Genomic DNA, 19,677 nt, shown 5'->3' with positions numbered 1-19,677 from the left:
CCTACCACTACAAAAATACGAACAATGCAACTACCATATAATGATTTTGGGAACTGGATGAGGCGCCAATTCCCCTTCAAAGTGCAGAAACTATCGGTTAATGCGGGCTTTACTTGCCCTACGAGAGATGGACATACGGGGTTCGGAGGGTGCACCTATTGCAACAATCGCAGCTTTAATCCTGCCTATTGTGAACCTCAGCAGGGGGTTGGCGAGCAGTTGGAGGCAGGCAAAAAGTTTTTCGCGCGCAAGTATCCCAGCATGAAATACTTGGCTTACTTCCAGGCTTACACCAGCACTTACGACACTATCGACCGCCTTAAGGCCATGTACGAGGAGGCTTTGATGGTAGAAGATGTGGTGGGCTTGGTTATTGGTACACGTCCCGACTGCATGCCCGACGCTCTACTTCGTTATTTGGAAGAGCTTAATAAGCATACGTTTCTGATTGTGGAGTATGGCGTTGAAAGTGCCAACAACGAAACTTTGGAACGCGTTAAGCGTGGACATACGTTTGAGTGTAGTCGAGAAACCATCGAGCGAACACACGAATGCGGAATAAGGACGGGGGCGCACGTTATCCTAGGCTTGCCTGGCGAAGATGCGGAAGAAAGCATTAGGCAAGCCACAATCATGTCTGCCTTGCCCATCGACATCTTGAAAATACACCAGATGCAGATAATACGCGGAACGTTGTTGGCTAGGGAATACATGAAACAGCCGTTCCACTTATATACGGTAGAAGAATATTTGGATGTGATTTGCGAGTATGTTAAACGACTACGCAAGGATCTTGTGTTGGAAAGGTTCGTTAGTCAATCGCCCGAAGGCTTGCTTATTGCGCCAAAATGGGGATTGAAGAATTACGAATTTACCAACTTGCTCGTTCGCAAAATGGCAAACGAGCAAGTTGTTCAAGGCAGCATGGCCCTATAATTTTCGGTGGATATAAGTTCTTCGTAAGTAACGTTAGGGTGGGCACGCATGTATTTGTCCACCTGGTCGACAAACTTGTTGCGGTAGCTTTGCTTAGACGTGGCTTTATTAACCACCCACCATATCTTAGCCATGTGCAAGTCGCGGTCTATTTGCGGGCGTGTGTCGTTTCTATCTAGCGAATATTGGGCAAGGAGATAGAAACTCAGGGCGTCGGGAACGATGTAACCGCGGTACATGGTTTTGGTTTGTTCGGGGGTGTAAAAGCGTTTGTAAAGCGAATAGTCTTCGCCCATGTACTTATCAAGCGATACACCTATGGTGCCGTTTCCCACGATGATGCTTTGGTCGAACGAACTAATCTGTGAGTAAATCTTTGGTTGTGGCAAGTTAGGGAACCACTTACTAAGCTTGCTAAACGCATGGGTGAATTGTTCGTTGACATCGTTGATGTTGTTAAACTCTGCTTCTACATCGGTAATTAGTCTTTGCAGGGTGGTGTCTTGATAATAGTGCAAAAAGCGATGATGTATTTCAGAGTCTTCAATAGTTCCCAACTGCAAAACCTTTTCTATCAGCGTACGCGTTTCTGTTGGATAGTCTGTGTTCATTTGTTGCAGTGCCGAGTAATCGCCTGTTGAGAGGTAACGACTCTCTAAGCGGTCGTAGCGTTGCACCTTAATGCAGTCGCCATGATCGCCATTCATGCTGTGCCACATCTTTATTTCGCAGCCAACAAACATGAAAGAGTATAACATGAGTATAAATGACAGTATCTTCACGTCGTTACCTTTTGTTGATTTCTCGTTGCGAATTTACTATTTTTTTATTTATAAACCAAACTTATTGCTAAAAAACATGAAATTTTTCTTGTTTCAATACTCGATTAGGTCTTTTGTGTTAATAAATATGGATAATATGCCAACTGTTAATGCTCGATTAAGGGTGAAAAGGTGAAAAGGTGAAAAGGTGAAAAGGTGAAAAGGTGAAAAGGTGAAAGGGTGAAAAGGTGAAAGGGTGAAAAGATGAAAAGGTGAAAAGGTGAAAAGGTGAAAGGGTGAAAAGGTGAAAGGATGAAAGGGTGAAAGGGTGGAAGGTTGAGAGGTTGAAAAGATGGCTGCGCCTATCAGCTTGCTAACTCGTCAAGTTGTTAACTCGTCAACTCGTCAACTTCTCAACTCGTCTACCTGTCAACTTCTCAACTCGTCTACCTGTCAACTCGTCAACTTGTCTACTAAACTGATGTACGCACCAGCAGATGAACTTAAAATTGTTAAGAAACCCCACCAGGTGCAGAACAGATGGCCTGGATAATGAAAAACAAGGGTAAAGAAGTTGCGAAAGCGCGTAATTTACATTACCTTTGCACCACATTATGTCATTATACAGCACCCCTCGCAGGTGTGTAACACCCTATATATGAAAGAATTTTTACGAGTATTGCGTCGTTTTGTGCCGCCGTATAAGAAATATTTGGCCCTATCCATAGTGTTCAATGTCTTGTCTGCGATATTGAACATCTTCTCTTTCGCAACGCTGATACCCATATTGAACATACTCTTTAAGACAAGCGATGCCGCTAAACCTGTGCCGTACGTGGCTTGGGGAAGTGCGGAGAGCATTGGCCAGCTAGTAGACATTATCGTAAACAACCTGAATTATTACATACAGCGAATGATAGTGGAGTGGGGAGCAACAACCACCCTGCTTGTTGTGGGCTTACTGTTGGCTTTCATGACTATGCTAAAAACGCTTTCCTACTTCTTGTCGTCGGCCGCCATCATACCCATACGGACAGGTGTTGTGCGCGACATCCGCAACCAAATGTATCGAAAGATTACATCGCTTTCGTTGGGTTTCTTTTCAGAAGAACGAAAGGGCGACCTCATTGCGCGAATGAGTGGCGACGTTCAAGAGGTTGAGGGTTCCATCATGTCGTCGCTTGACATGCTGTTTAAGAATCCCGTTCTTATCATAGCCTATTTCATCACGCTGGTTGTTGTGTCGTGGCAACTAACGCTTTTCACCCTTATTTTCGTGCCTTTGTTCGGCTGGTTCATGGGTTATGTGGGGCGCAGGCTTAAGCAAAACTCCATTAAGGCACAGGCGTTGTGGAGCGATACGATGAGCCAAGTGGAGGAAACATTGGGTGGACTGCGCATTATCAAGGCATTCTGTGCCGAAGATAAGATGAATGCGCGATTCGACAAAGTGAATAGCGCCTACCGAAACGACATCATGAAGGTGAACATTCGCCAGCAATTGGCGCACCCCATGAGCGAGTTTTTGGGTACGGTAATGATTGTTATCGTGCTGTGGTTTGGCGGAATGCTGGTTCTGAACAATCAGGTGATGCAAGGCCCAACATTTATTTACTACCTCGTTATTCTTTATTCTATCATCAATCCGCTGAAAGATTTCTCGCGTGCAGGCTATAACATCCCCAAGGGCTTGGCCTCGATGGAACGCATAGACAAGATTTTGAAAGCCGAGATAGACATTAAGGAGAAGGAAAACCCTGTGCACATAAGCAGCTTTGAACATCAAATAGAGTTTAGGGACGTATCGTTTAGGTACGGCGAACAATGGGTGTTGCGCCACATTAATCTAACTATACGCAAGGGACAGAGTGTGGCTTTGGTGGGGCAGAGCGGTTCGGGCAAGTCTACTTTGGTAGATTTGATTCCGCGTTACTACGATGTACAAGAGGGCGAAGTGCTTATCGACGGCATCAATGTGAAAGACTTGGGCGTGCACGACTTGCGCCAGCTTATTGGCAACGTGAACCAAGAGGCCATCTTGTTTAACGACTCGTTTTACAACAACATTACTTTCGGCGTAGACAATGCCTCTATGCACGATGTGCAGGAGGCAGCACGCATAGCCAATGCGTACGATTTCATCATGGAGACGGAACATGGTTTTGACACAAACATTGGCGATAGGGGCGGCAGACTTTCGGGCGGACAACGCCAACGCGTGAGCATCGCTCGTGCAGTGCTTAAAAATCCACCCATACTTATATTGGACGAGGCAACTAGTGCTTTGGACACTGAGAGCGAACGACTAGTGCAAGACGCCCTTGAAAGACTGATGAAAACACGCACCACGGTGGCCATTGCCCACCGCCTGTCGACCATTAAGAATGCCGACGAGATATGTGTGATACACGAAGGGCACATCGTTGAACGTGGAACACATGAAGAACTGCTGGCCATTGATGGCTATTATCGTAAGTTGAACGACATGCAGTCGCTCTGAAACCACAGTTATTATAATAAGGAGTACAACATGAAAAGAAATCGTCTGGACATTATGCAAAGTCCGTTGGCGCCATTCGTGGCGTTGCTTGCCAACCTGCTTTTGGCTTTTGGCTTGTATATCGTGGCTCGAATAGAATTTTTGTTTGAGAACTACAATTACTTTTGTGCCGTCCTGTCGCCCGCCCGTCTTTGGCGATTGTTTTATGGCGGCTACATGTTCGACCGCTCGGCGATATTCTACACCAACTCCCTTTATGTGGTGATGATGCTTTTCCCGTTGTGGATGAAAGAAACGCCGTTGTATCATAAGGTATGTAAGTGGTTGTTCGTTGTGGTTAACTCACTCACGTTGGTAATCAACTTGGGCGATTCCGTTTACTTCCCTTATACCCTTCGGCGAACCACGACAAGCGTTTTCAGCGAGTTTAAGAACGAAAACAACCTAGGCGATGTGTTCTGGGGCGAGCTTTTAGAACACTGGTACTTGGTGTTGTTGGCTGCATTGTTGATATTTCTGCTGTGCAAGCTATACGTTACGCCTAAGGTTAGGGCGGGACAATATGTTTCGGTAAAGCAACGCGTGGCTTATAGCGGAATACAGCTATTACTGTTGGCTGCCGTCACCCCCTTTGGCGTTGCAGCCTGTCGGGGTGGTTTAGACTCAGCCATTAGACCGATAACCATCAGCAATGCCAATGAATACGTTGAACGCCCCACCGAATGTGCACTAGTGCTGAACACGCCATTTGCTCTTATTCGCACCATTGGTAAGAGTGTATTCACTGTTCCCGAATATTTCAAGTCGCAAGAAGAATTGGAAAAGGTGTTTACACCCATTCATAACAGGCATAGGCCCTCAGCTTTATCTGCGCTTGATGCTAAGAATGTGGTGATATTGATTGTAGAAAGCTTCGGCAGAGAATACATAGGTGCACTGAACAAAGAGCTGGAAGACGGTAATTATAAAGGCTACACCCCCAATGTGGATAAACTTATAGAACAAAGTGTTACCTACAAGTATTCTTATTGCAATGGACGCAAGAGTATAGACGGCATGCCTTCTGTGCTCTGTGGAATTCCAATGTTTGTCGAACCGTTCGTACTTTCTCCACAATCCATGAACACTTACACCGGTTTGGCTGGCATCTTAAGTAACGAAGGATACAACACGGCCTTTTTCCATGGGGCCAATCGAGGCAGTATGGGTTTCTTGGCTTTTGCAAAGAAAACAGGGTTTAAGGAGTATTATGGACGCGAAGACTATGCAGCCGACCCGCGTTTTGGCGGTGATGCCGACTTTGACGGGCATTGGGGAATTTGGGATGAACCATTTTTACAATACTATTGCACAAAGATGAGCGAGATGAAACAGCCTTTCATGACGACAGTATTCACCGTTTCTTCGCATACGCCTTACGTCATTCCTGAAAAGTATAAGGACGTATACCCTGAAGAAGGACTGATTATGCACAAGTGCATCAGGTACACCGACATGGCCATAGGTAAGTTCTTCGAGAGCGCACGCAAACAACCTTGGTTCAAGAACACTATTTTTGTACTGACAAGCGACCACACCAACCTGAGCGACCATGCTCAATATCAAACGGATATAGGTGGATTTTGCTCGCCTATCATTATCTATGATCCCAGCGGCGAAATAGAACCAGGCATGCGCGACGGTATCGCTCAGCAGATAGACATATTACCCACTGTGCTCAGTATTTTGGAGTATAGTAAGCCCTTCCTTTCTTTCGGGTGCGACTTGATGACAACACCGATGGAGGAAACGTATGCAGTAAACTACCTTAACGGTATTTATCAATATGTGAAGTATGGATATGTGTTGCAATTCGATGGTAAGCAAACCAAGGCTGTATATGCACTGGACGACCTCTTGATGAAACATAATCTTAAAGGGAAGGTGAAACAGCAAGCGCAGATGGAGCGTGAGGTTAAGGCTATCATCCAGCAATACATGTATAGGATGGTTAACGACAAATTGATGCCTTGAGAATGAAGAATGTTATCAGTTTCATTGCTTACTATCTATTGTATGCAGCTTGGTTCGTCTTTTCTCTCTTGCCTTTCTGCGTGCTGTACGTAATATCCGACTTCTTGTACCTTGTTACATATTATGTGGTGAAATATCGACGCCGCGTTATTCGGCAGAACATCGAGAGCTCTTTTCCTGAGAAGTCGGATGTTGAGCTTCGGTCGATAGAGAAGGGCTTTTATCATTGGTTTTGCGACTACTTGGTGGAAACGATTAAGCTGATGACCATGAGTAAGCGGCAGTTGATGGAACATCTCGTGTTTACGGGGACTGATGTTATTGACCACTATGTGGACCAGGGACGTTCGTGCGGTGTGTATTTAGGCCATTATGGCCAGTGGGAGTGGATAACTTCGCTACCTTATTGGATAAGCGACAAGGGTCTGTGTACGCAAATTTATCATCCTTTAGAAAACAAACGTTTCGACAGCCTTTTTAAGAAGGTGAGGGAAAAGCAAGGTGCACGTTGTATTGCCATGGCAGAAACCTTGCGACGTGTAGTGGCTTACCAACAACAGAAACAACCCATCGTGATGGGTTACATATCAGACCAAGTGCCGTTTTGGAACAATATCCATCACTGGTTTGATTTCCTTAATCATGATACACCTGTATTGACGGGAACGGAAAAGGTTATGAAGGCAACCAATCAGGTGGTTTTCTATTGTGACGTGTCACGAACTAAGCGTGGATATTATCGCTGCGACATGCAATTGATAACCGACCAACCCAAAGGGAGAGCAGACTTTGAACTGACTGACACCTATTTTGAAAAGCTGCAACACACCATTCGCCGAGATCCGGCCCTTTATCTTTGGAGCCATAACCGTTGGAAAAGAACACGGGAGGAGTTTAACCTACGATATGACGAAACCACAGGCAGGGTAGATCTTGGTGACATTGAAGACATTAAACGTCGAAAACTGATACAACAAAATCAACAAGGAATATGATATTTGTCAAAGGATATGGGCAGATGTGCAATAATATTCTGCAATATGCACATCTTTACGCCTTCGGAAAAGAGCATAAAGTAACCGTCGTTTCGTTGCGTTTCTCTTATAAATACCGCTTTTTTGAAATTTGCAAAAAGTGGTATCACAACCCACTTACCTATATTCTCGGCAAACTACTCATTACTTTCCGCGTTATCACCTGCATTAAAGATGGGTCGAACATTATCCAAGACCAGCAGTTATGCAAGCCCTGGATTATAGCGAGTGCAGCCTGGCACCTACGTTATCCAGACTTGTTTCTCAAATATAGGGATGATATTGCTCGCATTTTTGAAATAAAACCAACTATTCAAGCAAAAGTGAACTGCTGGATGAACACCCATCCGCAGGCAGACATTAACTTAGGACTACACATCCGGCGCGGAGACTACATTCGTTGGCAGGGCGGAAAATACTTCTTCAGTGATGAAGTATATCATCGCATCATAAAAGATTTCACCGCATTGCATCCCAATGAAACCATCAATATTTACATTTGCACTAACGATAACGCGCTCAATATCGATGGCTTTACCGCTGTTCACCCCACCACTTTCCTTTCAGAAGGCAGTGCAATCGAAGACTTGCAACTCTTGGCATCATGCGATTACCTCATCGGCGTTAAAAGCACTTTCTCGCTTTGGGCGTCTTTTTATCGCCGCGTGCCGCTTTACTGGATTATGGATAAAGACGTACCGCTCACCGCGCAGTCATTTGTCTACTTCGACGACGTATTTACCACAGTCTAAATCGCTCACCCATTATGCCCAAGGTATCCGTTATTGTGCCCAACTACAACTATGGCCGTTTTCTTCCGCAACGCCTGGAGAGCATTCTCTCCCAAACCTTTCAAAATATGGAAGTCATTCTGCTCGATGATTGTTCCACCGACAATAGCCAAGCTGTTTTATCTCAATATGCCACACATCCATTGGTCAGTCGCATCGTTTTCAATGAGAAAAATAGTGGAAGCCCCTTTGCACAATGGCGGAAAGGTATTGACTTGGCCCAAGGCGAGTATGTTTGGATAGCAGAAAGCGACGATTATTGCGAGCCTACTTTATTGGCAACACTGGTCAGGGCACTCGATCAATATCCTACGGCCGCCATTGCCTTTGCCGGTGCTGTCTTGGTAGATGAGAATGGAAAGCCCACTGGAAGAGAGTTTGATTATTGGCACAAGCACGAGGATGGTTCAGTTCGCTTTTATCCTTCAAAAAGCTATCTGCGCAAATTGTTAATGTGGCGATGTTCTGTTTACAATGCTGCCGGTGTCCTGTTTCGTAGAGACCTGTACCTGCAAATTGACAAACGATACGCCGGCTTGCGTTATTGCGCCGATTGGTTGTTCTGGATTGAGATGGCATTGCGTGGGGATGTCGTAGAAGTTCGTAAGAAGTTGAATCGCTTTAGAATGCATAACGATAGTGTAACTGCACGTTCTGAGAAAACCAAAGGTGTTTTTGAAGAACAGCTTATCATCGCCCATCGCCTTTGGACTCTACCTTTTATTGGTTCCTATCGTTTAAGTTTGGCGCGCGGAGCTTTCTACAAAAAAATTAAACGAATGTTTCCCGATGTCCAAAATCGCAAAGAGCCAATGCAAAGAGCGAAAGCATTAGGTGTAAAACGTTCTGATTATGTACTCGAACGTATCATCAAATCAATCCATCAAGTAATTCCTTTTCTATATCATTCATAATTTAAAACTCGGTTATATATGAAAACTTCGATCATCGTTTCTACCTACAATTGGCCTCAAGCCTTGCAAATTTGTTTGGGAAGCATACTGAAACAAACCGTACTGCCAGACGAAATCGTTATAGCTGACGACGGTTCTACAGGCGAAACACGGCGGCTTATTGAAGAAATGCAGGCCAAAAGCAATGTACCCATTGAGCATGTGTGGCATGAAGACAAAGGGTTTAGGCGAACCACCATCATGAACAAGGCAATAGCCCGTGCATCAGGTGACTATATTCTGCAAGTAGATGGGGATGTTATTCTGTCTCCTCACTTTGTGTCTGATCATCTCGAATTGGCGGAAAAGAACTATTTTGTATGCGGAAGTAGGGTAAAGCTTACGCCCCAAAACACCCAAGAAATACTAGCTACGTCTCAATTCAAACTCAAATACAGCAGCCTGCCCCTCACGTTTCTACTCAACAGTTTTCGTTCACGGCTGTTTCGCCACCTGTTGGCTGAGCGTTATGCCCGCAAAATAGACCACCTCCGGGGATGCAACATGGCGTTTTGGAAAAACGACCTTATCAAAGTAAACGGTTATAACGAAGACCTGGCGCAATGGGGACACGAAGACGGCGAACTTGCCTACCGTTTACATTTCGCCGGAGTAAAAAAGAAGGCACTCAAAATGGGTGGAAATGTGTATCACCTTTATCATAAAGAAGCATCAAAAAGTAACGAGCAACGCCATTTAGACGAACTGGAAAAAGTTAAACGCAATCATCTTGCTTGGTGCGAAAATGGATTAAACAAGCATCTTTAACTTGCGTTCATTGGTAGCTTAACAAAGCAAGTCTGTCACATTACATGGCTCGTCCTGCTGTGTGCCTAATCCCGAAGGGCCTTGCAATTCTTTTGTAACAGCCTTGAAGAAAGGCCGTACCATTTTATAAAGGAAAATGAAGTGTTGGTTAAAAGGAATGGGCGTGGCACGATGCCCAACTCTTTCTGTGCATCAATAATGTTTAATCTACCAACTTCTATTTGGCTTGCCTCCTAAATTCAATCATCTTCGCTACAATAGTGAACTGATAGATGCCTTCCCATACGGCATGAATAAACCCAGGGACGCCATCCCTAAAGCCTCCTTTGAGAATGTACGAACGGAAGAAACGGAAGAATGGACGACCTAACAGTGCACCAACACCATAGTGTTTGTGGAGCCGTTTTGAGATTTCATTGTCCGAATACACATTGTTCTTGTTGTTCAATGTTGAGATAGAGTCGTTAGCCAGATGTTCGAAAGCCAAGTCTTTACGGTTTCTAGGTAAGCGAATAACTCGGCCTTCTACTATGGGCGAGGCGTGTATGATGGCGGGCCAGGTTGTCACTTCTTTTTTAAAGAAACGCAAAATATAGTCGGGATAACAAGCATGCATGAACTTCCCCATGAAATAATTCTTGCGCGGAATGGCCACTCCCTCTGCGCATGCAGGCTGAGAGATGTGGTTGTACAGGTAAGTTCGTAGCTCTTCACTAACGATTTCATCTGCATCCAGCACCAAGACCCATGGAAATGAAGCCTGTTCAATGGCGAACTGGCGTGCGGGCTCAACGATGTTATGGTCTTTCTTTTCAAAAGTAACAACTCGGCAGCCCATGCCTTTCGCTATGTCCAAGGTGTTGTCTGTACTTTCCATGTCGCAAACCACAATCTCGTCAAAACCACTGGCTGCATTTATCACTTGCATCAAATGGCGTTCGGCGTTGTAAGTATTTATAACAACAGATATTTTCTTTTCATCATTCATGTTGCAAATGTAATTGATTATTGTCTACAAACAACAAGCGTATATGTATTTATCCCGATTCAGATGACGCTCCTGTCTACAGAATTTCCCCTTAAACGGAGCTTTTTGGCGGCATTCCGTTTAAGGGGAGTTTGCCTTTCGAAGGTGGGATGTGGTATTTATGGCCTTAGTAATTGTCGTCCTCGTCACCGATGTTTTCGGCCTCCATGCCCAGTTCGTCGTTGTCTTCTTCGAACGTTGTTCGGTAGCTTTCTTCGGTGAGGATGTCCTCGTCGAACGAATCGTCCTCATCCTCGTCGTCCTTATATTGGCTTTCCGAGTCGTTCACTTCATCTTCGTCCTCATTGTCTTCGTCACGACTGCTAAGGTCTTTCTCGTCTGCAAAGTTGTCGTCGTGTCGGGATGTAACCCTTTCCATTTCGGGTTTTTCCTTAACGAAAATGGCCTCCACCCACGTTCCTTTCTCTATTTCAAGTGCTTCAAATCCGTCTTCGGTCTTCTTATCGAACATGCCCCCTTTCTTGTGCAAGCGGTCCTTTGGCAATACGGTCGTGCTCACCTCAAAGCCGCTTTCGATGATGTCTTTCACGCTTTGTGACAGCGAATCCCAGCCTCCGCCAAAGTTTCTGTCAAGCACTTCGATGAGTTTTGCTGCCGAAATGTGGCGTATGTTTTCGTAAGTAAGGTCGGTAACACGCATGATGGGGCGTTTCTTAATGGCCAGTTTCGTCTTTTGTCCTTCTTCCAGCCTTATCGCTCCCACCTTAAATCCGCGGTCCTCATACTTCTTTATGATTTCAGGTCGGTCTATCTTTATCTCTTCTGCTTCAAACGCGCTTTTCACAACGTCCATATAATGCCGTGCGTTATCTTTTAGGTCGGCGTCTTTTTCAGCTGCTTCCCACATTCTGAACACGTCATTCTCTTGTATGCTCCACACGTTGCTCTTGCTAAGTGTTTTAAGAGTCAAAGCTTTTTTTTCTTGTTTCATATATGATTGATTATCTTTCTTGCGATGATTGTTTGTCGGAGGGATGTCGCGTAAATGTGCCGTCTGCACAAAGACAACCCGATAGTCTGTTTTCAACCTTTTGTGTGTTGTATTGCTGCAAAATTATATACTTTCATTAAATCTACAAACTTTTGCAACAAAAATATTAATCACACCCCCATTATAGTTGTATCAGAATGCACATTCCACGTACTTGCGCCAAGCCAACCCCGCTTTCGGTTGATGCCAACGCACAAACAATAGCCCACTAAACGCGCACTTGTGTAGGTTTTCTAAATAAAAATAAGTATCTTTGCAGCAAAAAGAAACGAAATGGGTATATTCGGGTTTTTCAACAAAAGCAAGAAAGAAACGCTAGACAAAGGTTTGGAAAAGACCAAGCAAAGCGTTTTTAGCAAGTTAACGCGTGCGATAGCCGGAAAGTCAAAGGTTGACGACGAGGTTCTCGACGACTTGGAGGAAATCCTAATCACATCCGACGTGGGCGTAGACACTACGTTGAAAATCATTGAGAGAATTGAAACACGGGTGGCTCGCGACAAGTATGTGTCGACAAGCGAACTGAACAACATCCTGAAAGAAGAGATTACCGCACTGCTTTCCGAGAATAACACGCAAGACAACGACAGTTGGGAACTCCCCGATACGGGTAACCCATACGTGATACTTGTGGTGGGCGTTAATGGAGTGGGAAAAACAACCACCATAGGTAAGCTGGCCCATCAGTTTAAACAAGCAGGCAAGAAGGTTTACCTTGGTGCCGCCGACACTTTCAGGGCTGCTGCCGTAGAGCAGATTTGCATCTGGGGCGAACGCGTTGGTGTGCCCGTGGTGAAACAGCAGATGGGTTCCGACCCCGCATCGGTGGCATTCGATACGCTTAGTTCGGCCAAAGCCAACGGTGCCGACGTCGTTATCATCGACACGGCAGGCCGACTACACAATAAGGTGGGGCTGATGAACGAGTTGAAGAAGATAAAGGAAGTGATGAAAAAGGTACTGCCCGAAGCCCCCAACGAAGTGTTATTGGTGCTAGATGGCTCAACGGGGCAGAACGCTTTCGAACAAGCCAAGCAGTTTTCGGCCGTTACCAACATCACCGCACTGGCCATTACCAAACTCGACGGCACGGCTAAGGGTGGTGTGGTGATCGGTATCAGCGACCAATTAAAAGTTCCTGTAAAGTACATTGGCCTAGGCGAGGGCATGGAAGACCTGCAACTCTTCAACCGCCAGCATTTCGTAGATTCGCTTTTCAATGAATAACAAAGGTTGCTGAGTTTGTAATATAGTGAACTCGTTGAGTACTTCAACCTTCAAGTTCGTCGGTTTTTAATTGAGAACATGATGGTGAAACATTAAACTAGTGAACTTACAAACTCATCAACTTACAATGAATAAACGGGGGCAACATTCCCCATTCGCCTTACCAGAGTGCCACAGCGCCTGTGCTATGCCTCTTCGTTCCCCACGTTGTTCGTGCGGACAAGGCGACATCTCAACAAGTACTCAAACATTAGAATGAAAAAGAATCAGGTTGACATCATCACAATGGGGTGCTCAAAGAACCTCGTTGATAGTGAATTGCTGATGAAGCAATTTGAAGCGAACGGATACCACTGCGTGCACGACAGCAAAAAGCCAAATGGAGAAATAGCTGTTATCAACACATGTGGTTTCATAGAAAGTGCAAAAGAAGAGAGCATCAACACCATCTTAGAGTTTGCACAAGCCAAAGAAGAAGGGCGTTTGAAACAGCTTTATGTGATGGGTTGCCTGTCGCAACGCTACCAAAAGGAGTTGGAACAGGAAATACCGCAGGTAGATAAGTTCTACGGCAAGTTCAATTACAAAAACTTGCTTAAAGATTTAGGAAAGGGTGTCATCGCATCGTGCAACGGAACGCGCAGCATTACCACGCCCCGCCACTATGCCTACCTGAAAATTAGCGAAGGTTGCGACCGCAGTTGTGCCTATTGTGCCATACCGCTTATCACGGGCAAGCACGTAAGCCGCCCCAAAGAAGAAATTCTTGAAGAGGTGCGCAGCTTGGTTTCGCAAGGCGTAAAAGAGTTTCAAATCATTGCCCAAGAGCTTACCTATTATGGTGTAGACCTCGATGGGCAACGCCAGATAACCGATTTGATTAGCGAAATGGCCGACATCAAGGGCGTGGAGTGGATAAGGCTGCACTATGCCTACCCCAATCAGTTCCCCCACAGCCTGCTCCAAGTCATCAAGAACAAGCCAAATGTGTGCAAATACATCGACATCGCCCTGCAACACATATCCGACAACATGCTTACACGTATGCATCGGCATGTTACCAAGGCGCAAACGATGGAACTGATAAAGCGCATTCGCGAAGAAATACCCGGCATTCACCTGCGTACAACGTTGATGGTAGGATTTCCGGGAGAAACGGAAGACGACTTTAACGAGTTGCTCGACTTTGTGAAATGGGCGCGTTTCGAACGCATGGGTGCCTTTGCCTACTCGGAAGAAGAAGGTACTTATAGCGCAAAACATTACGAAGACGACATACCAGACGAAGTGAAACAACGCCGACTGGACCAACTGATGGCCCTGCAACAGGATATCAGTGCGGAGGTAGAGGCTCAAAAGGTGGGCGAAACGCTCCGAGTGATTATCGACAGAAAGGAAGGCGACTACTATATAGGGAGAACGGAATGGTCTTCGCCAGAGGTAGACCCCGAAGTGCTTATCCCAGCAACGGTGAAATTGCGCGTTGGAAGTTTCTATAACGTGCGCATCACCGACAGTGAAGAATTTGACTTATATGGTGAAATAGAATGAACAACAAAGAGTTTATAACCGAACTAGCGCAACAAACGGGTTATACGCAGAACGTAACCCAAACCTTAGTGCGCAACGTCATCGACGAAATGGCTGCACGTTTCGACGAGGGCGACGTCGTTTCGATACCTGGATTCGGCACATTCGAAGTGAAAAAACGACTCGAACGCGTGGTGGTCAACCCCGCCACCCAGCAGCGCATGCTAGTTCCACCTAAACTCGTGTTGAATTTTAGGCCCACGGCTTCCATTAAGGAACGTCTCAAAAATGGAGGTGAAGATGAATAACAGAGTTGGTATCCGCGAGTTGGCAATGGCTCTTGTCAACAAAAACAAGCTTTCTTTGAAGGAGGCCGAGAACTTTGTGGCAACAATGTTCGATACGCTTAATGTGGGATTGAACGACGATAAGCAAGTTAAGCTAAAAGGGCTTGGTACGTTTAAGGTGATGAGTGTTAGTGCGCGCAAGAGCGTTGACGTTAATACGGGCGAGCCGATAATCATTGATGGGCGCGATAAGATTTCCTTTACGCCCGACAGCACCATGAAAGATTTGGTGAACAAGCCCTTTGCCCAATTCGATACGGTTGTTATCAATGATGGTGTTGACTTGAAAGAGTTGGAGCGAATGGACTGGACGGAAACGGCATCCGATACAGACCGCACGCCCTTGAACGATAATTCGGACGATGCAGAGTTAACGCCTACCTCTACTTTGCCGCCTTCTAAGATTGAAACCGTGGTGAACCAAGCTGCCGATGCATTGGCTAGCGCACCCGTAGAAGTGCCCAACGAAACAGAAGTGCCGGTTAAGAAGGCTCCCGAAAAGAGTCATATTCTCACGATGCAACAGCTTTCGGCGCTTAATGGCGACCAGCTGCCAACCGCTACGACCGAAAATGCAGTGAATGCAATAAGCCAACTTACCCTCACTGCCGACCAGTTGCGCCTGCTTAACGGCGGCGAAAGGCACAACGAACAGGAACAGCGTGTTGTTCAGCGTGCGGAGTTAGAGTTGGAGGAAACCTCCATTGAAACAGGAACAGGCGCGCCCGACATCCTTTCTGATGATGAAACGGAAGGGACACAAGCACAAACCCAATCGGTTGAAGGGCTTTCTGAGCAGGCAGACGAAACGCCCGATGCTACCGAAATGGATGTTGTAGATGGGGTAGAGGCAAGCGATGTGGAAGAAACACATAATGATGTGGAAGGCGAACCCGCAAAAGAAGAAGACATGCTTGATGCCGACAATGACATTGTAGATACCGATACCGACGCTGATAACGAGTGCGAACCTGTACAAGCGGCTTGCGCGGTGCCTGTTGTTGAAGGCCAAACGCTTGTTGACGAGAACCCGGAAACAGAAGACGAGCTTACACCAGAAGATACGGAAAGCAACAGTGCTGACGACTCGGATGTGGAAACCGAACTTCAATCTGATGAAGAGGACTCAGACGAAGACGACGAAACAGATGAAAACTCGTGTGAATACGAAGAGGACGAATGGGAAGAAGAGGAGCGCAGAAGAAAGCGCAGAAGGCTTATTGTGGCCTGTGTTGTTGGCATTATTGTGGTTGTTGGCGGTGTGGCTTGGTACCTATTGAACCAAATGCAGCTGAAAGACAACCGCATTTCGCACCTTGAAACGCTCCTGAATACCTCTAAACCTTCTGATACAAAGGCATCCGAACAAGCACTTTCGCCTGCCGATTCGGCACGCGAAGACTCGATAAACAGGCTAATAGATGCCCAAACCAAAGCCGATTTGGCAGCTAGCGAGGCGAAGATAGCACAAAATGCGGAGAAAAGGGCGGAGAAAGCAGACAATAAGAAGTCTGCTGCAACAGCCTCCGAGAATAAGAAACCTGCCGAAAAAACGGCGGATAAGCCTGCACCAAAGCAAGAGAAGGCTAAGGCCAACACAGACGAAAGCCAAAACTACAAGCAATACGAGAAAGACGCCCGTGTGAGAACGGGTGCTTATAAGATTGTGGGTATTGCCCATGTGGTAACGGTTACCAAAGGTCAAACGCTCTATTCGCTAAGCAAAAGCATGTTAGGTCCTGGTATGGAGTGCTACATTGAGGCTGTTAACGGAAATGTGAAGGAACTGAAAGAAGGACAAAAAATAAAAATTCCTAAGCTTGAATTGAAGAAACCAAAGACAACATCTAAGAATTAAGCTTGTTGGGGGACGTAAGCAGTGAGGCTTGCGCCCCCCAAATCATTTCTGATGTTTCAAAACTCGCATCAATTTACCAACTCGCGAAAGTTAATACCCCACACACCCATTAGCTCATTAACGCATAAACTGATTAACCCGAACCTAATCTACTTTACTTTACATACGCACGAACTCCCGAACTCATAAACTGGAAAACTCACCAACTCACAAACTTCCCAACTCATCAACTCACAAACTTCCCAAGTCACAAACTTCCCAACTCACCAACTCACCAACTCGCCAACTCAATAACCCATCAACTCAAAAACTTAAAATCATGCGTTATATTTTACAATGTCGCTCTAATTTCTACTCCGTTCTAGCGAAAAAAAGGGTTGTAAAGTAGGTAAACAGCCACTATTTCTAGCCTTTGACGCCTTTTGTTTTGTCCATTTTTGAGAGCAGAACCTGCATTTTGTACCATTTAGCCTTTCTAGTTTGGTCGCCGACTCGCAATTTTGCAAGTCCCAAAACCCACTTTTAGACCCTAAAATCTCACTTTTTGACGACTATTTCGCCCTTTTGAGCCATGTTTTTAGTGGCTCAGAAAGGTTTTATCCATCTCTTTGCAGTGAATTTTTATGCGTGCTGTACCGCATTTAGCACCATTTTGTACTGCATTTTGCACCATTTTGCCTTGCGTTTAGCACCAAAACGCACTGCATTTTGTACCAAAACGCAAGGTGTTTTGTACCAAAACGCACTGCGTTTAGCGGCATATTGCACTGCATTTTGCTGCAAATAGCCCAAAATCTAGTGCGTATTGCGGTTTTATGCAAGGTGTATTCATTTTGTATGCATTAACATACTAACCCTCTTTGCACCAAAACTAACCTTCGCGAGAATCGAATTTTTGGGGCAAGGTGGGCGGCTGGTGGATAAAAAGGGCATTCATAATGTTAAAACTTGTACGTAAAATAAGACAAATTGAAGTTGGAAAGTTGACGAGTAGGCAAGTTATCAGGTAGACAAATTAATAAGTAGACGAATAGACAAGTTAACAAGTAAACGAGTAGACAAGTTAACAAGTAAATGGGTTGAACAGTTGATAGGTGCAGCCCTCTTTTTTCGCCTTAGCTAGTTTACAAGTTTGTGAGTTAATGAGCTTACCGCTTAACAAGAGGACTAGCTGAGCAACCAATGAGTTGCCATGTGGACAAGTTGAACGGTTTACTCATTGGCAAGCAGCTAAGTTGGCCAATGATAACCTTGTATATAGGAATGGCATTTACCCCAAACGGATTGCAAAATGGGGGATGCTTGCTAAGCAAATTTGAAGTATAGTGAAACAGAATTGGATTTGAAAAGCCGCAGCTGCATCGTAAGCAAACAAAATACCTCCTTTTCCTCCGCGTAAGGAATTATTCATTCCAGGCAACGCACGTGGTGCACGCTTCTAACAACAATTTTCCAAATGCAATTCTGTTTGACTGTAATAATGAACTGCATCGAATACTCATCGCATTTCTCTAAAACAAGTTCTTGTATTTGTTCATCCCCATATAAAGCAGAAATCCCAACCATATTGCTATGGTTGGGATTCTGTTGTTTGTTTGGAATAAGTGTAATTGTTTATTTATGCCTCAGCTTCCGGTATTACAGAAACATAGCTTTTGTCCTTGCGGCTCTTGCGAAAGTTCACAACACCGTCGATAAGTGCGAAGAGCGTATCGTCTTTACCGATGCCCACGTTCTTGCCGGGGTTGTGTTTCGTGCCACGCTGACGAACGATAATGTTACCAGCAGTAACCTTTTGTCCGCCATAAATCTTAACGCCAAGTCTTTGTGAAGCTGATTCGCGTCCGTTCTTAGAACTACCAACACCTTTTTTATGTGCCATTCTTAATTCCTCCTGCGTTTAAGCGATTACTTGTTTAACTTCTACTTGCGTGAACTGAGCGCGGTGACCATTCTTCTTGCGATAGTCTTTGCGGCGTTTCATCTTGAAAACGATGACCTTGTCACCTTTTACAAGGGGGTTCACTACTTCTACTACTACTTTCGCACCTTCAACGGTGGGTGCGCCTACGGTTACTGCTCCTTCTTTGTCTACAAGCAGTACCTTGTCAAACTCAACAGTTTTGCCGGCCTCCACATCTTTAATGTGGTGAACATAGAGTTTCATACCCTGTTCTACCTTAAACTGTTGACCGTTAATTTCTACAATTGCGTACATTATAATGTTTGTAAAACGGTTTTCCGCGAGGCGTTCAGACTCGTTCCGACACTTTTTTTAAGCCTCCACGGACTAAAACAGGTGCAAAGTTACGAAATATATTTGGGTGTTTTATTTTATTGAGACAAGGCAATAATAAATTTAACACATATTAAGTATTAAAGTGCCTTGTCGTCTATAAAGCGCATGGTTTTAAGGCGTTAAGTCATCTGTATTTTAGGCTTTATGCCCGTTAGTCTTGTGCCTGTAACTAAAGTTTCCCACCCTTTAAAACGCAGTCTTTTCTCATTTGCCTTTGCCTGTGGTCCCCCATATCCATTGAGTTTTAACACATGGCTAATAGAAGTTATGCAGTCTGTCCACGTGCTTCATCCCATTTTTCCAATGTTTCCGCCATTACAAGGATTTTGACCATCTCCTTGTCGTTGCCGCTGATCGTAGCCATAAGTTGTTGTGGCGTCATCCCAAGCGTTTCTCCCAAAACGCGAAGAATGCGTTCGATACAGGCTAGAACTCGCTTCCATAACGTGAGTGCCATGAGTTCGCCCTCCATCTCCGAAAAGAGTTCGCCCATGGTTTGATATTCTGTGAACCTCTTTTCCAAGGCCATGACGATATATGTAAGGTAACACAGCGTTGCGTCGGCTATCTGGCCATTAAAGTCGCAACCTTGATAACCCCCTAATCCGAGATACTGCTTAG

The 19,677-nt window shown here is 45.2% G+C and carries 16 protein-coding genes and 1 pseudogene; 11 read left to right on the top strand and 6 right to left on the bottom strand.

The features are described from left to right. The first annotated feature begins 24 nt into the window (after positions 1–24). The gene (locus tag BN93_RS09260) at positions 25–936 is read left to right on the top strand and encodes a TIGR01212 family radical SAM protein (protein ID WP_044077829.1); all 912 of its coding nucleotides are present in this window, start codon (positions 25–27) and stop codon (positions 934–936) included. Here BN93_RS09260 and BN93_RS09255 read toward each other — a convergent pair. Next, positions 915–1,718, bottom strand: a complete 804-nt coding sequence (locus tag BN93_RS09255; protein ID WP_009229366.1) for a gliding motility protein GldB-related protein — start codon at positions 1,716–1,718, stop codon at positions 915–917. The genes BN93_RS09260 and BN93_RS09255 overlap by 22 nt on opposite strands. Before the next feature lie 637 nt (positions 1,719–2,355). On the opposite strand from BN93_RS09255, the gene BN93_RS09245 reads away from it, so the two are divergent. Genes BN93_RS09245 through BN93_RS09220 form a run of 6 tightly spaced genes read left to right on the top strand, consistent with a single transcriptional unit; the run spans position 2,356 to position 9,756 of the window. Then, a complete protein-coding gene (locus BN93_RS09245; protein WP_019188049.1) occupies positions 2,356–4,197 on the top strand; it encodes an ABC transporter ATP-binding protein in 1,842 nt (613 codons plus the stop codon). Between the two features lie 30 nt (positions 4,198–4,227). Continuing rightward, entirely contained in the window at positions 4,228–6,210 is a 1,983-nt protein-coding gene (locus BN93_RS09240) for an LTA synthase family protein (protein WP_019188048.1), read from the top strand. Between the two features lie 2 nt (positions 6,211–6,212). Next, the gene (locus BN93_RS09235) at positions 6,213–7,205 is read left to right on the top strand and encodes a lysophospholipid acyltransferase family protein (protein WP_019188047.1); all 993 of its coding nucleotides are present in this window, start codon (positions 6,213–6,215) and stop codon (positions 7,203–7,205) included. Then, complete coding sequence (locus BN93_RS09230; protein WP_044260262.1) at positions 7,202–7,996, top strand: alpha-1,2-fucosyltransferase; 795 nt, start codon at positions 7,202–7,204, stop codon at positions 7,994–7,996. Before BN93_RS09235 ends, BN93_RS09230 begins: the two co-directional genes overlap by 4 nt. A gap of 14 nt (positions 7,997–8,010) precedes the next feature. Then, positions 8,011–8,949, top strand: a complete 939-nt coding sequence (locus BN93_RS09225) for a glycosyltransferase family 2 protein (protein ID WP_019188045.1) — start codon at positions 8,011–8,013, stop codon at positions 8,947–8,949. 18 nt (positions 8,950–8,967) lie between these two features. Further along, positions 8,968–9,756: a glycosyltransferase family 2 protein gene (locus BN93_RS09220; RefSeq protein WP_019188044.1), complete on the top strand. Its 789-nt coding sequence runs from the start codon at positions 8,968–8,970 to the stop codon at positions 9,754–9,756. 217 nt (positions 9,757–9,973) lie between these two features. On the opposite strand, the gene BN93_RS09215 is transcribed toward BN93_RS09220, so the two are convergent. Both BN93_RS09215 and BN93_RS09210 read right to left on the bottom strand, forming a co-directional pair. Beyond that, on the bottom strand, positions 9,974–10,744 hold the full coding sequence (locus BN93_RS09215; RefSeq protein ID WP_009229373.1) for a glycosyltransferase family 2 protein: 771 nt from the start codon (positions 10,742–10,744) through the stop codon (positions 9,974–9,976). Between the two features lie 166 nt (positions 10,745–10,910). Next, positions 10,911–11,735: a hypothetical protein gene (locus BN93_RS09210; protein WP_044260322.1), complete on the bottom strand. Its 825-nt coding sequence runs from the start codon at positions 11,733–11,735 to the stop codon at positions 10,911–10,913. Positions 11,736–12,068: 333 nt separating this feature from the next. Here BN93_RS09210 and ftsY point away from each other — a divergent pair, with 333 nt between their 5' ends. The 4 genes from ftsY to BN93_RS09190 all read left to right on the top strand — a co-directional run bounded on the left by ftsY (position 12,069) and on the right by BN93_RS09190 (position 16,757). Beyond that, positions 12,069–13,022 carry a signal recognition particle-docking protein FtsY gene (gene ftsY, locus BN93_RS09205; protein ID WP_009229375.1) on the top strand — a complete coding sequence of 318 codons (954 nt, stop codon included), beginning with the start codon at positions 12,069–12,071 and terminating at the stop codon, positions 13,020–13,022. Positions 13,023–13,277: 255 nt separating this feature from the next. Further along, complete coding sequence (gene rimO / locus BN93_RS09200; RefSeq protein WP_044260261.1) at positions 13,278–14,573, top strand: 30S ribosomal protein S12 methylthiotransferase RimO; 1,296 nt, start codon at positions 13,278–13,280, stop codon at positions 14,571–14,573. Continuing rightward, on the top strand, positions 14,570–14,860 hold the full coding sequence (locus BN93_RS09195) for an HU family DNA-binding protein (protein WP_019188041.1): 291 nt from the start codon (positions 14,570–14,572) through the stop codon (positions 14,858–14,860). The genes rimO and BN93_RS09195 overlap by 4 nt, the downstream gene beginning before the upstream one ends. After that, positions 14,853–16,757, top strand: coding sequence for an HU family DNA-binding protein (locus tag BN93_RS09190; RefSeq protein WP_232211153.1), 1,905 nt, complete (start codon positions 14,853–14,855; stop codon positions 16,755–16,757). Before BN93_RS09195 ends, BN93_RS09190 begins: the two co-directional genes overlap by 8 nt. A 1,618-nt stretch (positions 16,758–18,375) precedes the next feature. On the opposite strand, the gene rpmA is transcribed toward BN93_RS09190, so the two are convergent. The 3 genes and pseudogenes from rpmA to BN93_RS09175 all read right to left on the bottom strand — a co-directional run. Continuing rightward, the gene (gene rpmA / locus BN93_RS09185; RefSeq protein WP_009229379.1) at positions 18,376–18,639 is read right to left on the bottom strand and encodes a 50S ribosomal protein L27; all 264 of its coding nucleotides are present in this window, start codon (positions 18,637–18,639) and stop codon (positions 18,376–18,378) included. Positions 18,640–18,657: 18 nt separating this feature from the next. Beyond that, entirely contained in the window at positions 18,658–18,975 is a 318-nt protein-coding gene (rplU, locus tag BN93_RS09180) for a 50S ribosomal protein L21 (RefSeq protein ID WP_009229380.1), read from the bottom strand. 346 nt (positions 18,976–19,321) lie between these two features. Beyond that, positions 19,322–19,677: pseudogene (locus BN93_RS09175) on the bottom strand (IS4 family transposase); the annotation flags it as partial.

Source organism: Prevotella conceptionensis 9403948, from assembly GCF_000312305.1.
Taxonomy (GTDB): domain Bacteria; phylum Bacteroidota; class Bacteroidia; order Bacteroidales; family Bacteroidaceae; genus Prevotella; species Prevotella conceptionensis.
The sequence above is the reverse complement of the archived record's forward strand: the minus strand, read 5'-3'. Positions and strand labels throughout refer to the sequence as shown.

Excerpts from the sequence above, each read along its gene's own strand:
- BN93_RS09260 (WP_044077829.1), top strand. The coding sequence starts at position 25 with ATGCAACTACCATATAATGATTTTGGGAACTGGATGAGGCGCCAATTC.
- BN93_RS09245 (WP_019188049.1), top strand. The coding sequence starts at position 2,356 with ATGAAAGAATTTTTACGAGTATTGCGTCGTTTTGTGCCGCCGTATAAG.
- BN93_RS09240 (WP_019188048.1), top strand. The coding sequence starts at position 4,228 with ATGAAAAGAAATCGTCTGGACATTATGCAAAGTCCGTTGGCGCCATTC.
- BN93_RS09235 (WP_019188047.1), top strand. The coding sequence starts at position 6,213 with ATGAAGAATGTTATCAGTTTCATTGCTTACTATCTATTGTATGCAGCT.
- BN93_RS09230 (WP_044260262.1), top strand. The coding sequence starts at position 7,202 with ATGATATTTGTCAAAGGATATGGGCAGATGTGCAATAATATTCTGCAA.
- BN93_RS09225 (WP_019188045.1), top strand. The coding sequence starts at position 8,011 with ATGCCCAAGGTATCCGTTATTGTGCCCAACTACAACTATGGCCGTTTT.
- BN93_RS09220 (WP_019188044.1), top strand. The coding sequence starts at position 8,968 with ATGAAAACTTCGATCATCGTTTCTACCTACAATTGGCCTCAAGCCTTG.
- BN93_RS09215 (WP_009229373.1), bottom strand. The coding sequence starts at position 10,744 with ATGAATGATGAAAAGAAAATATCTGTTGTTATAAATACTTACAACGCC.
- BN93_RS09210 (WP_044260322.1), bottom strand. The coding sequence starts at position 11,735 with ATGAAACAAGAAAAAAAAGCTTTGACTCTTAAAACACTTAGCAAGAGC.
- ftsY (WP_009229375.1), top strand. The coding sequence starts at position 12,069 with ATGGGTATATTCGGGTTTTTCAACAAAAGCAAGAAAGAAACGCTAGAC.
- rimO (WP_044260261.1), top strand. The coding sequence starts at position 13,278 with ATGAAAAAGAATCAGGTTGACATCATCACAATGGGGTGCTCAAAGAAC.
- BN93_RS09195 (WP_019188041.1), top strand. The coding sequence starts at position 14,570 with ATGAACAACAAAGAGTTTATAACCGAACTAGCGCAACAAACGGGTTAT.
- BN93_RS09190 (WP_232211153.1), top strand. The coding sequence starts at position 14,853 with ATGAATAACAGAGTTGGTATCCGCGAGTTGGCAATGGCTCTTGTCAAC.
- rpmA (WP_009229379.1), bottom strand. The coding sequence starts at position 18,639 with ATGGCACATAAAAAAGGTGTTGGTAGTTCTAAGAACGGACGCGAATCA.
- rplU (WP_009229380.1), bottom strand. The coding sequence starts at position 18,975 with ATGTACGCAATTGTAGAAATTAACGGTCAACAGTTTAAGGTAGAACAG.